Here is a 12,571-nt window from a genome sequence, read left to right as displayed (position 1 = left end):
GCCGGAACCCGCGAGGTTCCGGCACCGCGCCCTGTCACGTCTCCTGCTCGGTCAGGCGCCCCTGAGCACCGCCCCGGTCCGCTCGCCGGCGAGTGCCGCGGCCGCGTCGCGTGCGGCGGTGGCCTCCTCGACCGTCAGGGTGCGGTCCGTCGCGCGGAACCGCAGCGCGTACGCAAGGGACTTGCGCCCCTCGCCGACCTGTTCACCGGTGAACACGTCGAAGAGGCGGATGGATTCGAGGAGTTCACCCGCGCCCTCGAGCAGCGCCGCCTCCACGTCCGCGGCCGGCACGTCCTGTGCGACGACGAGCGCGATGTCCTGCGTCGCCACCGGGAAGGTGGAGATGCTCGGCGCCTGCACGGCGTCTTCGGAGGCCTCGGCCACCAGGTCGAGGTCGAGCTCCATGGCGCTGGTGCGCTCGGGCAGATGCAGCGCCTTGACCACCCGCGGGTGCAGTTCACCGGCGTGCCCGACCAGGGTCTCGGCACCGTCGACCGTGACGTACAGGGCCGCACAGCGACCCGGGTGCCACGGCGCGAACTGCGCTGCCCGGACGGTCAGTTCGGCGCCGGCCTCACGGGCGATCAGGCGCGCGGACTCGACCGCGTCGGCCCATTCGGCCTGACGGCCCTTGCCCCACCAGCCGGCCTGCTCGCGGGCTCCCGCGAGGACGACGGCGGCGTGCCGCGGCTGCCGCGGCAGGGCCGCGTTCAGCGAAGCGATCTCCTCGTCCGTGGGACGGCGGTCGACGGGCAGGCGCCCGGCCTGCGTCTCCTGGCCGGACGGCTCGAAGACCAGACCGGTCTCGAAGAGTGCCAGGTCGTGGCTGCCGCGGCCGTCGTTGCGCCGCAGTGCCGCGAGCAGGCCCGGCAGCAGCGTGGTGCGCAGCGCGGGCTCCTCGTCGGAGAGCGGGTTGACCAGGCGGACCACACGGCGCCGCTCGTCGTCCTCGTCGAGACCCAGCTGGTCGAAGACCTGCTCGGAGACGAACGGGTAGTTGGGCGACTCGACCTGGCCGGCGCCGGCGAGCGCGCGGCCGACGCGGCGATGCAGCCGCTGCCGGGCGGTGAGGCCGCGGCCGGCCGGCGGGGTCGGCAGCGTGGAGGGCAGATTCTCGTAGCCCTCCAGGCGGATGACCTCCTCCGCCAGGTCGTTGGGCTCGGCGAGGTCGGGACGCCAGGACGGCACGGTCACGACCAGCTCGTCCTGCCCGTACACATCACAGCCGACCTGCTGCAGCCGGCGTACGACGGTCTCGCGGCCGTACGCGACACCCGCGACCTTGTCCGGGTGGTCGGCGGGCATGGCGACCGTGCGCGGCGCGCTCGGCGCCACGACCTGGGTGACGCCGGCCTCCGCCGTACCGCCCGCGAGCAGTACGAGCAGGTCGACGGTGCGCTGGGCGGCGGCCGCCGCGGCCTCCGGGTCGACGCCCCGCTCGAAGCGCTTGGACGCCTCGGAGGACAGCTTGTGCCGCCGCGCGGTGCGGGCGATCGCGGTCGGCGCGAAGTGCGCGGCCTCGATGACCACTTCGGAGGTACCGGCGATGCGCCCGGTCTCGGGGTCGGGCTGCGCGTCCGCGATCTCCGTGTTGGCGCCGCCCATGACACCCGCGAGGCCGATCGGCCCGCTGTTGTCCGTGATGACGAGGTCCTCGGCGTCGAGCGTCCGCTTGGTGCCGTCGAGGGTGGTGAGCTTCTCGCCGGGCTCGGCGCGGCGTACCCCGATCGGGCCGCTCAGCCGGGACCGGTCGTAGGCGTGCAGCGGCTGACCGAGCTCCAGCATCACGTAGTTGGTGATGTCGACGGCGAGCGAGATCGGGCGCATGCCGGCCTTCTGCAGGCGGCGCTGCAGCCAGATCGGCGAGTGCGCCTCGGGCTGCAGTCCGACGACGGTGCGCGCGGTGAAACGGTCGCAGCCGGCCGGGTCGTCGACCTTGACCTCGTAGCCGTGGGCGTTCGGCGCGGGGACGTCGAGCAGGGCCGGGTCGCGCAGCGGCAGTCCGTAGGCGGTGGCCGCCTCGCGGGCGACGCCGCGCATCGACAGGGCGTAGCCGCGGTCCGGGGTGACGGCGATGTCGAGCACCTCGTCGACGAGCTGGAGCAGCTCGATGGCGTCGGTGCCGACCTCGTGCTCGGGCGGCAGCACGATGATCCCGCCCGAACCTCCCCCAGACTCCGTCCGGGGGGACCCCCAATCCCCCATCCCCAGCTCGTCGCCGGAGCAGATCATGCCGTGCGACGTCTTGCCGTACGTCTTGCGCGCGGAGATGGCGAAGTCGCCGGGCAGGACGGCACCCGGCAGCACCACGACGACCTTGTCGCCGACCGCGAAGTTCCGCGCGCCGCACACGATTTCCTGCGGCTCACCGGTTCCGTTCGCAGCCCCGACGTCGACCGTGCAGAAACGGATCGGCTTACGGAAGCCCTCGAGCTCCTCGATGGTCAGGACCTGGCCCACGACCAGCGGGCCCTTGAGCCCGGCGCCGAGCTGTTCGACGGTCTCGACCTCGAGTCCGGCGGAGATGAGCTTGGCCTGGACGTCACGACCGGTCTCGGTGGCCGGCAGGTCGACGTACTCCCGCAGCCAAGAAAGCGGGACCCGCATCAGATCTCCATCCCGAACGGCCGGGTGAAGCGCACGTCACCCTCGACCATGTCTCGCATGTCTTCGACGTTGTGGCGGAACATCAGCATCCGTTCGATGCCGAACCCGAAGGCGAATCCGCTGTACTTGGTGGGGTCGACACCGCAGGCGGTGAGCACCTTCGGATTGACCATGCCGCAGCCGCCGAGCTCGATCCAGCCCTCGCTGGAGCAGGTGCGGCAGGGCTTGTCCGGGTTCCCCACGGACTCGCCGCGGCACACGTAGCAGACCATGTCCATCTCGGCGGACGGCTCGGTGAACGGGAAGAAGTTCGGCCGCAGGCGGGTCTTCATGCCCTCGCCGAACAGCGCCTGGACCATGTGGTCGAGGGTGCCCTTGAGGTCGGCCATGGTCAGGCCCTCGTCCACGGCGAGCAGCTCGACCTGGTGGAACACCGGGGTGTGCGTGGCGTCCAGCTCGTCTGTGCGGTACACCCGGCCGGGGCAGATCACGTACACCGGCGGCTCGCGGTCGATCAGCGAGCGGATCTGCACGGGCGAGGTGTGGGTGCGAAGGACGATGCCGGAGTCGGCGCCGTCGGCCTCGTCGCCCTGCACGAAGAACGTGTCGTGCTCGCCGCGCGCCGGATGGTCGGGGCCGATGTTGAGCGCGTCGAAGTTGAACCACTCGGTCTCGACCTCGGGGCCCTCGGCCACCGCGTAGCCCATGGCCACGAAGATGTCCTCGATGCGCTCGGAGAGCGTGGTGAGCGGATGGCGGGCGCCGGCCGGGGTGCGGTCGTAGGGCAGGGTGACGTCCACTGCCTCCTCGACGAGCACCCGGGCGTCACGCTCGGCCTCGAGCTCCGCCCGGCGGGCGGCGAACGCCTTGTTGACCGCGCCGCGGGCCTGGCCGACGCGCTTGCCCGCGTCCGCCTTGGCGTGCGGCGGCAGCGCACCGATCTCCCGGTTCGCCAGGGCGAGCGGCGAACGGTCGCCGGAGTGCGCGACCTTGGCCTCGCGGAGCTGGTCGAGATCGGCCGCGGCGGCGAAGGCGGCGAGCGCCTCGTCCCGCATCCGCTCGATCTCCTCCGGTTTCAAGGCCTCGACCTCGACCGGGTCGTACGACTTATTCGGTGCCGACATCTCTTCCCGTATTTCCGATTGGCTGGTGAGGGGAACGTCCCGTGCCCCGGACCACGATCGCGCGCGGACACAGCAGCGCCAAAGACCGAGTCTAACGGGGTACGGGGAAGCGGATGCGCCCGTGGGCCTCGCGGCCGGTGCGACGGTGCCTGCGTCGGAGGCGGTGCCTTCGTCAGGCGGTGCCTACGTCAGGTAGGCGGGCGTCGCCACGGGCAGGGTAAATCGGAATCGGGCGCCGCCACCGGGCGCCCGGCCGACCGTGATGGTCCCGCCGTGCGCCTCGACGATGCCCTTGACGATGTACAGGCCGAGACCGGTCCCGCCGCGCTTGCTGCCCCGCCAGAAGCGGGTGAAGACGCGGCCCATCGAATCCTCCGGGATGCCGGGACCCTCGTCGCTCACGGTGACCGCCGTCCCCTCTGCCGGTTTCTTGAGCCTGGCCGCGTCCGAGATCCGAGCGGCCGCCACCTCGATGGTGACGGTTCCCTCGCCGTGCCGCACGGCATTTTCAAGCAGGTTGCTCAGCACCTGGTCGATCTTGTCGGGGTCGGCCCAGAGATCGGGCAGCGGCTGCGCGATCCGCACCAGGAAGCGACCGGCCGGCTGTCCGGCGGCGATGTGCGCCTGGATGTGCCGGCCGACGGCGGCCCCGATGTCGACGGGCTGGCGGCGCACCTCGAGCCGCCCCGAGTCGATCCGGGAGATGTCCAGGAGCTCGGCGATCAGCCGGGTGACACGGTTGGCGTCGGCGTCGACCGTCTCCAGCATCAGCCGCTTCTGGTCGTCCGTGAAGCGCTCCCACTTGGCGAGCAGGGTGGCCGTGAAGCCCTTCACCGAGGTGAGCGGCGAGCGCAGTTCGTGCGCGACCGTCGCGATCAGCTCGGCATGGCTGCGCTCGGTACGCCGGCGGGCCTCGGTGTCCCGCAGACAGACGACCAGGCGCCGTACGGGTCCGGTCGGTGTCTCCCGTACGTAGCGGGCAGAGACCAGGACCTCGCGGCCGCCGGGGAGGAGAAGATTCCGCTCGGGCTGGCGGACCCGGATCGCGAGGCCCCCGTAAGGGTCGGTGAGCTGCCACCAGCGCCGGCCCTCGAGGTCCTCGAGCGGCAGGGCCGCCTCGATCGGGCGGCCGATCGCGTCGGACGGTGCGGTGGTGGTGATGCGGGCGGCCGCGGCATTGAAGCAGACGACGCGGCCGTACTCGTCCGCGACGACGAGCCCGTCGGGCAGGTCGTCGGGGTGTACGCCGGGTCCCGCGTCGGCGGCGTCCGGTTCTCCGGATCCGTCGGCGGACCCGACAGGCGCCCCGGACCGGCCCGACCCGCCGGACCTGCTCGCTCTCCTCGTGCCGACACCCATCCCCGTACCCCACCTTCTCGACCGGCGCAGTGGGCCCCCGAGTCAGTCACCCTACTAGGAGGCGGTGCGCTGGGCTCTCGCCGAGGCGTAGAGGCAAACGGCCGCGGCCGTCGCGAGGTTGAGGCTTTCGGCCCGGCCGTGGATCGGTACCCGTACGACGGCGTCGGTGAGCGCGCGGGTCTCCTCGGGCAGACCCCAGGCCTCGTTTCCGAACAACCAGGCGGTGGGTACGCCCATGGTGCCGCGGTCCAGCTCCTCGTCCAGGTCGGCACTGCCCGCGCCGTCCGCGGCCAGGACCCGCACCCCGGCGTCCCGCAGTCCGGCCACGGCCTGTTCGACGGGTACGCCGACGGCGACGGGCAGATGGAAGTGCGAACCCACGGACGCCCGTACGGCCTTGGGGTTGTACAGGTCGACGGAGGCGTCGGTGAACACCACCGCGTCGGCCCCGGCGGCATCGGCGCAGCGCAGCACGGTGCCGGCGTTCCCGGGGTCGCGAACGTTCGCGAGTACGGCGACGAGCTTCGGCCCGGCGGCGAGGATCTCGGCGAAGGGCCGGTCGAGGAAGCGGCAGACGCCGACAAGCCCCTGGGGCGTCACGGTGGTCGAGATGTCGGCGATCACGGATTCGTCGGCGAGGTGCACACGCGCCCCGGCGTCCCGCGCGGCCCCGACGATGTCGGCGTACCGCTCGGCCGCCTCGACGGTCACGAACAGCTCGACGAGCGTCTCCCGATGCCCGGCGGCCTCCCGCACGGCCTGCGGCCCCTCGGCGAGGAACAGCCGCTCCTTCCCCCGAAAATTCCGCCGCGCCAACCGCCGCGCCGCACCAACACGCTGCGACCGCGAAGAAATCAACTCAACATCACCCATGAACAATCACTTTCGGGGGCGCGACAGGGGGCGCGGGGAACTGCGCAATCCTCCCCAGGGGCGCGGGGAACTGCGCAGTCTTTACAGGGGGCGCGGGGAACTGCGCAATCCTCCCGCCCCGACGCAATCGGACCCGCAGGCCAAAGGGGCCCACGGGTCCGAATAACACCCTCAGCAAAGCGCAGCGTTCACGCAGCCTTGGGCGCGTTCACATCACTGGGAAGCGCCTTCTGCGCAACCTCGACAAGCGCAGCAAACGCATTCGCGTCGTTCACCGCGAGCTCCGCGAGGATCTTGCGGTCCACCTCGATGTTGGCGGCCTTCAGACCCTGGATGAAGCGGTTGTAGGTGATGCCGTTGGCGCGGGCAGCGGCATTGATGCGCTGGATCCACAGCTGACGGAAGTCGCCCTTGCGCTTCTTGCGGTCGTTGTAGTTGTAGACGAGGGAATGGGTGACCTGCTCCTTCGCCTTGCGGTACAGGCGCGAGCGCTGGCCGCGGTAGCCACTGGCCTGCTCGAGGATCGCCCGGCGCTTCTTGTGGGCGTTGACTGCCCGCTTGACGCGTGCCACTTGTTAACTCCTTGTAGCGGGGCCGTGGTGGTCGTCACACGGCCCGGTTCGACTGGGTCCCGGTCCTGGCGTCGTCCGGCCCCCGCTTCAGCAGGGGCCGCGACGTCACTTGCCGAGAAGCTTCTTGATCTTCTTGGCGTCGCCCGGGGCCATCTCGGCGTTGCCGGTGAGGCGACGCGTCAGACGGGACGACTTGTGCTCGAGCAGGTGGCGCTTGCCGGCGCGCTCACGGAGCACCTTGCCGGAGCCGGTGACCTTGAAGCGCTTGCTGGCACCGCTGTGCGACTTGTTCTTCGGCATAGCGCCGTTCTCTCCTCGTCAGTGGCCGCTCCCCCGGGTGTGAACCGGCAAGCGGGAGCGGACCGTTGTATCGGATGTCATCCAGGGGCGTGCGCCCTGGATCAGGCCTCGGCAGGCTCCTCGGCGGGCGCCTCGTCGGCCGCAGCCTCGTCGGCAGCACGGTCACGACGGCTTTCGACCGCGACGCCGGCTGCCTCCGCCTTGCGGGCCGCCTGTGCCTCGCGGGCCTCGGCCATCGCCTCGGTCTTCTTCTTGTGCGGACCGAGGACCATGATCATGTTTCGGCCGTCCTGCTTCGGGTTCGACTCGATGAACCCGAGGTCCTGGACGTCCTCCGCGAGACGCTGCAGCAGCCGGTAGCCGAGCTCCGGCCTGGACTGCTCACGGCCACGGAACATGATCGTGATCTTGACCTTGTCGCCCTGCTTGAGGAACCGGACGACGTGACCCTTCTTGGTGTCATAGTCGTGCGGGTCGATCTTCGGCCGGAGCTTCATCTCCTTGATGACCGTGTGCGCCTGGTTCTTGCGCGCCTCACGGGCCTTCATGGCCGACTCGTACTTGAACTTGCCGTAGTCCATGAGCTTGCAGACGGGCGGGCGGGCGTTCGCCGCCACCTCGACCAGGTCGAGGTCGTACTCCTGAGCAAGCTCAAGGGCCTTGGCAAGCGGAACAATCCCGACCTGCTCGCCGCTTGGACCGACAAGTCGCACTTCGGGAACGCGAATCCGGTCGTTGATGCGGGGCTCGGCGCTGATGGATCCTCCTCGGTAGCACCACGCGACGGTCTGGCGGACTGCCGCGTAACGTCTTGTTCGTCAAAGACCTGACCGGGCGGGGCCATGAAAAATGCCCCGGACGATCACCTGCGGGGCTCCATCAGTACCGGAACACCGCCGCGATCACGCGGGGCGCGAGGGGCTGCCACTCGAAGCGGCTGCCTGACCGGTGACCCGCCGCCCTCGCGGGCGATCAGGTGGGAGAGCGGAGCCTCCACTTGTGGGCCGGGCACAGGGGTGTCCGACCGGTCGAGAACCAAGCATACCAGCGTTCAGCAGTGCGGCAGCCCGCCCGTGCGCAGGGGCGTCGGTGGGGCGCGACACGGGCGCCCTTTACTCTGGACCGGCCCGTCCACCGTACGCACCGGTGCGTACTCCGTATCCGTCCGTACGGGCCCCAGGATCCCCAGGAAGTAGACGCATCCCATGAGTGACGCGACCCCCGAGCCCGGTGCCACCGACTTCGACGCCATGACCCGCGACATCGCGGAGGTCCCTGCGGTCGAGGTGATCGTCACGGTCGCGGTGAACCTGATGAGCGCGGCCGCGGTCAAGCTCGGCCTCACCGAGGAGGGCGACCGGCACAAGGACCTCGACGAGGCCCGCAAGCTGGTGCACGCACTGGCCGGGCTGCTCGACGCCGGCGCCACGGAGATCAGCTCCTTCCACGCGGCTCCGCTGCGGGACGGGCTCAAGTCGCTTCAACTGGCCTTCCGTGAGGCCTCCGTGGTCGCCGACGAGCCCGGTCAGGGGCCGGGCGAGAAGTACACGGGCCAGGTCTTCGGCTGATCGCCGGCCGGTTCGGCGCTGATCCCGGCCGCTCTCCGGTCGGGTGCACGCGCCGTCAGTCGCGTACGTACAGCGGTTCGCCCGGCAGGGTCGCGGCGGCCGGGACCAGGGCCAGGTCGAGGCCGTCGACGAGGCGCGCCCGGAGGGTGTCGTCCGCGGCGAGCGCCTCGGCCACACGGCGGGCCGCCTCCGGTGCCACCGCGTCCTCGGCGAGGACGAGCGCCAGGGTTCCGTCGGCGGTGCCGGGGCCGAGGTGGGCCCGGACGACGGCGGGTTCGGCGGCGACCACGGCTCGTACCGCCGCGACGACCGCCGGGTCGGTGAGCGGGTCGGTGGAGGCGCGGCCCTCGGCGAGGGCGCGCAGTGCGGGGCCGGGCAGTTCGAAGGGCACCGGTCCCGCGAGGTCGATGACGACGGTGTCGGCCTGCTCGTGGGCGGCGGCCTGCAGCGCCTGGTGCAGCGGTACGGCCACGGGGCGGGCCTCCGGGTCCCACAGCGCCAGGGATGCGGTCGAGCTGAACGCCGGCAGTGCGGTGCGGTCGCCGGCCTTGAGGGTCGGGACGGCCATGTCGCTGGTCTTCTCGCGCCGCAGTCCGTGCTCGTCCTCCTCCACCTCGCCGAGTACGGCGACGACGGGCACGAGCAGGCGGGAGCGGGTGAGTGCGTGGAGCACTCGGTCGGTGGTCGTCTTGGACCGGTCCGTGCTCCAGGCGGCGAGAGCGTCGGCCAGCCCTGGTTCGGCGGACCCGTCGTCGTCGGCGAAGCCGGGGTCCGGGATGTTCTTGTTCACCACGGTGGTCGACCCTATCGGGGCGGGAGATGTCCCCTACCCCGCCCCTTCCCGAAAGTCCTGCCGGACAGGCCTCCTCAATCGCCGGAGGGGCTCTAAATAGAGCCCCTCTGGGGGTCCCCCCGGACGGAGTCTGGGGGAGATTGAGGAGTTTCGGGAAGGGGCGGGGTAGGGGACCCCCATGCACCGGACCACAGGACACACGGGCCCCCGCCTGTCCCTCGCGGCCACCGGCCCGAACGGTCGACCCCACACCCTCACCGCCCCGGACACCCCGTACGTGACCGCAAGCCTCGCGAAGACCGGCATCCTCGCGGCCCTGCTCCTGCGCACCCAGGACGAGGCCCGCTCCCCGACCCGCGCCGAACTCGACACCGCGACTGCGATGATCACCACCAGCGACAACGCCGCGGCCGGCACCCTGTGGCGGACGATCGGCGAAGCCACGGGCTTCGACGCCGCAGCCGGGCGCCTCGGCCTGACTCAGACCACCGGCGGCGCGGACGGCTACTGGGGACTCACCCGCACCACCGCTCGGGACCAACTCACCCTGCTGCAGGCGGTGTTCGGGCCCGGTCGCGGCGTACTCGACGACGCCTCGCGCGCAGTCGCCCGCGGGCTTCTCGGAAGCGTGACACCCGGCCAGGACTGGGGCGTGTCCGCGGCCGGCGACGAGGCCGAGCTCAAGAACGGCTGGCTGCCGCGCACCGCCACGGGCCTGTGGGTGGTCAACAGCGCGGGCCGGGTGACCACGGGCGGCCGCCACTTCCTGATCTCCGTGCTCTCCGACGGCCACCCGACCCTGGAGTCCGGCATCGAGGCGGTCGAAACAGCGTCACGGACCGCGCTGCGCGCCCTCACGCCTTGACCGGTCCGGCGGCCGTCAGCCATCGCCGATCCGCCGACCACGACCACGACCAGACCGTCACACCGGCGCTGTGCCTCGAACGCTGCCGCACGGTCAAGCCTGGCCGACCCGGCACACTTGTCCGCACGGTCAAGCCTGGCGGACCCGTCAAGCCTGGCCGACCCTGCAAGAGTGACCGCCACGTCAGAGGTGACCACGTCGTCGAGCACAGAACCCACCGTCAGGCATGGCCAGATCGTCAAGCCCGACCGCCCGGTCAAGCGCGACCGCTACGTCAAGTCCAGCCACCTCGTCAAACGTTGCCGCCCCGTCAAGCATGACCACACCGTCAAACGTGGACAGCGCGTCGGACGCATCGACGCGTCACGCGCGGCGGTTGCGCCACAGGGCTACCGCGCCGACCAGGAGGAAGACGCCCGCGGTGCCGGCGGCGAGGCCGACCCAGCCCGACGGTCCGCCGTCGCCCGCGCTGCCGTCCGGGCCCGGGCCGAAGTACTTCTCCCCGTACGCCGCGGAGCGCAGGCCGACCGGCTCGAGATCCGCGCCCTTCTTCAGTGCCGCCGCCGGGTCCACGAAGCCGTGGCCGCGCGAGTCGTCCCGGCCACTGCCGGGTGCGTCGCGGGCGGTGTCCTCGAGGAGCTGCTTGATCTGGGCGGGCGTGAGGTCGGGGTGTGCCGCGCGGACCAGGGCGACGGCGCCCGAGACGAACGCGGCGGCCGCGCTGGTGCCCCAGCCCTGGTAGTACTTCCGGTCCGGGTCGGGGATCACGATGTCGACGCCCGGTGCACTGACCGTGGCGTACCAGCGACGGGTGGAGAACGCCGCGCGGGTGCCGTAGCGATCCACGGCCGTCACGGCGATCACGCCGGGATAGGCCGCCGGGAAGGAGATGCGGTCGCCCTTCTCGCCGCCGTTGCCCGCGGAGGCGACGACCGCGACGCCCTTGCGCAGGGCGTACTGCACGGCGGCGTCCTCGGACGGCTCGGGGTGCGCGGACTCGCTGTCGTCGCCGAGCGACATGTTGATCACGTCGGCGCCGTGGTCGGTGGCCCAGCGGATGCCCTCGGCGAGGGCGTCGCCCCGTGTCTTGCGGGCCTTCTTGCGGGACTTGTCGCCGTCCTCGAGGATCACCCGGATCGGCATGATCTCCGCCTCGGGCGCAATGCCGATCACACCGTCGCCGCGGCCTTCGCCATGGCCGTGACCGGCGATGATGCCGGCCATCGCGGTGCCGTGCCGGGCCCAGGCACGGTCGCCGCGCCCCGCGCCGAAGCCGACCATGTCCTTGCCCCGGCCGACGTTGTGCTTCAGATCGGGGTGCGTGGCGTCGACCCCGGTGTCGAGCACGGCGACCTTGATGCCCTTGCCCTTGGTGGTCTGCCAGGCCCGGTCCGTGTGCATGGCGTCGAGGCCCCACTGCTGCGCCCGGATCGAGTCGGCGTGCGCCGTGGTGGACGGGAGCAGGGCCAGTGCGGCGGCGGCGAGCAGCGCCCCGGTCTTGCGGAACTTCACTGCGATTCCTCCGCGGCCCCGGTGACGGTCTTGCGCAGCTTCCGCTCCACCCGGTCCGCGATGCCCTTCGCCTCGTGGCCGAGGCCGGACTGCGCGGGGGCGGTGGTGGCCCCGGACTTCATGGCCGCGGCGGCCGGCTGCGGGTCGTCGACCGTACGGCCGTCGGCGAAACCGGAGACCGCGTAGACGACGACGGGGGCGTCTGTGAGTACGGACACGGTCCAGGACGCCCGCTGTCCGGCTCCGAAGTGCGCGGCGGCGGTGTCCTTGGCCGGCAGGGTGCGCGGCATCAGGTCGCTGCGGCGGTCGAGGCCCTCCTTGGCGAACCGCGTCCGCAGCTCGGCCATGCTCTCGGTGTCCGCCTTGGTGAACAGCATGCCGACGGTGGTGACATGGCTGCGGGTGGCGTCCGTGTAGGTGGCCCGGACCAGGGTGCGGCAGCCGACCTGCTGCAGCGCTCTGGCGAGGAGCGGGTCGAGAGCGCCGCTGCACGAGTCGGCCTGTTCGACGGCGATACGTGTCCACCGCCGGTCGGCGCCGCCGGGCCCTGCGCCGTCGCCCTTGAGCGTGGTCGGGAACAGCGAGTCGACCGGCTGGTTGCGCCAGGCGCTGCCGGCCGCGGCGTACACGCCCTGCGGGGTGGGGCTGGCGGCGGAGTCGCCGGTGAGCCAACTGCCGGTCACCGCACCGCCGATGAGACCGACGCCGAGGACGAGGCAGACGGCCGCGGCCGCAGTCCGCGACGCACTGCGGGAGTCGCGCACGGGCCGCAGCGGCGCGGTGTCGTCGTCCTGCACGACGGGGCGGCCGAAGACGATGGACCGGGGTCCGGGCGGCTGCGGGGAAGCGGCGGCCCCCGGATCGGTGGCGGCGCGGGGTGTACGAGTGGACGGGGCGGATGTGGCCGGCCCGGAGCGGTGGCTCCCACTGCCCGCTGCGGCCGCGGCGGGCCCGGCGGCAGGGCTTCCGGGCGCGGCCGGTGCGCCGGTGCCGGGCCG

General features: G+C 71.9%; 12 protein-coding genes. 2 read left to right on the top strand and 10 right to left on the bottom strand.

From position 1 onward, the window contains the following. Positions 1-51: 51 nt before the first annotated feature. From pheT to infC, 7 genes are all read right to left on the bottom strand, one after another. A complete protein-coding gene (gene pheT / locus DY218_RS27715; RefSeq protein WP_128558885.1) occupies positions 52-2,607 on the bottom strand; it encodes a phenylalanine--tRNA ligase subunit beta in 2,556 nt (851 codons plus the stop codon). Beyond that, positions 2,607-3,731 (bottom strand): phenylalanine--tRNA ligase subunit alpha, encoded by a 1,125-nt coding sequence (pheS, locus tag DY218_RS27710; protein ID WP_128558884.1) that lies wholly within the window; start codon positions 3,729-3,731, stop codon positions 2,607-2,609. The genes pheT and pheS overlap by 1 nt, the downstream gene beginning before the upstream one ends. A gap of 183 nt (positions 3,732-3,914) precedes the next feature. Further along, on the bottom strand, positions 3,915-5,090 hold the full coding sequence (locus tag DY218_RS27705) for a sensor histidine kinase (RefSeq protein ID WP_128558883.1): 1,176 nt from the start codon (positions 5,088-5,090) through the stop codon (positions 3,915-3,917). Between the two features lie 54 nt (positions 5,091-5,144). Further along, positions 5,145-5,963, bottom strand: coding sequence for a TrmH family RNA methyltransferase (locus DY218_RS27700; RefSeq protein ID WP_128558882.1), 819 nt, complete (start codon positions 5,961-5,963; stop codon positions 5,145-5,147). Between the two features lie 188 nt (positions 5,964-6,151). Then, on the bottom strand, positions 6,152-6,535 hold the full coding sequence (gene rplT, locus DY218_RS27695; protein WP_016642495.1) for a 50S ribosomal protein L20: 384 nt from the start codon (positions 6,533-6,535) through the stop codon (positions 6,152-6,154). Between the two features lie 105 nt (positions 6,536-6,640). Further along, positions 6,641-6,835: a 50S ribosomal protein L35 gene (gene rpmI / locus DY218_RS27690; protein WP_007829094.1), complete on the bottom strand. Its 195-nt coding sequence runs from the start codon at positions 6,833-6,835 to the stop codon at positions 6,641-6,643. A gap of 101 nt (positions 6,836-6,936) precedes the next feature. Beyond that, positions 6,937-7,593 (bottom strand): translation initiation factor IF-3, encoded by a 657-nt coding sequence (infC, locus tag DY218_RS27685; protein WP_128558881.1) that lies wholly within the window; start codon positions 7,591-7,593, stop codon positions 6,937-6,939. A 447-nt stretch (positions 7,594-8,040) separates the two neighbouring features. Between infC and DY218_RS27675 the strand changes: the two genes are divergently transcribed. Next, positions 8,041-8,403, top strand: a complete 363-nt coding sequence (locus tag DY218_RS27675; RefSeq protein WP_128558880.1) for a DUF1844 domain-containing protein — start codon at positions 8,041-8,043, stop codon at positions 8,401-8,403. A gap of 55 nt (positions 8,404-8,458) precedes the next feature. On the opposite strand, the gene DY218_RS27670 is transcribed toward DY218_RS27675, so the two are convergent. Beyond that, positions 8,459-9,196, bottom strand: coding sequence for an SseB family protein (locus DY218_RS27670; RefSeq protein ID WP_128558879.1), 738 nt, complete (start codon positions 9,194-9,196; stop codon positions 8,459-8,461). Positions 9,197-9,374: 178 nt separating this feature from the next. Between DY218_RS27670 and DY218_RS27665 the strand changes: the two genes are divergently transcribed. Then, positions 9,375-10,061 carry a serine hydrolase gene (locus DY218_RS27665; protein WP_128558878.1) on the top strand — a complete coding sequence of 229 codons (687 nt, stop codon included), beginning with the start codon at positions 9,375-9,377 and terminating at the stop codon, positions 10,059-10,061. A 363-nt stretch (positions 10,062-10,424) separates the two neighbouring features. Here the strand turns inward: DY218_RS27665 and mycP are convergent, their stop codons facing one another. Both mycP and DY218_RS27655 read right to left on the bottom strand, forming a co-directional pair. Beyond that, positions 10,425-11,573, bottom strand: a complete 1,149-nt coding sequence (gene mycP / locus DY218_RS27660) for a type VII secretion-associated serine protease mycosin (RefSeq protein WP_407703693.1) — start codon at positions 11,571-11,573, stop codon at positions 10,425-10,427. Further along, positions 11,570-12,391 carry a hypothetical protein gene (locus DY218_RS27655; RefSeq protein WP_128558887.1) on the bottom strand — a complete coding sequence of 274 codons (822 nt, stop codon included), beginning with the start codon at positions 12,389-12,391 and terminating at the stop codon, positions 11,570-11,572. Before DY218_RS27655 ends, mycP begins: the two co-directional genes overlap by 4 nt. Positions 12,392-12,571 lie beyond the last annotated feature (180 nt).

Origin of the sequence: Streptomyces triticagri (assembly GCF_003429565.1) — a bacterium.
In the GTDB taxonomy this organism is placed as follows: domain Bacteria; phylum Actinomycetota; class Actinomycetes; order Streptomycetales; family Streptomycetaceae; genus Streptomyces; species Streptomyces triticagri.
The sequence above is the reverse complement of the archived record's forward strand: the minus strand, read 5'-3'. Positions and strand labels throughout refer to the sequence as shown.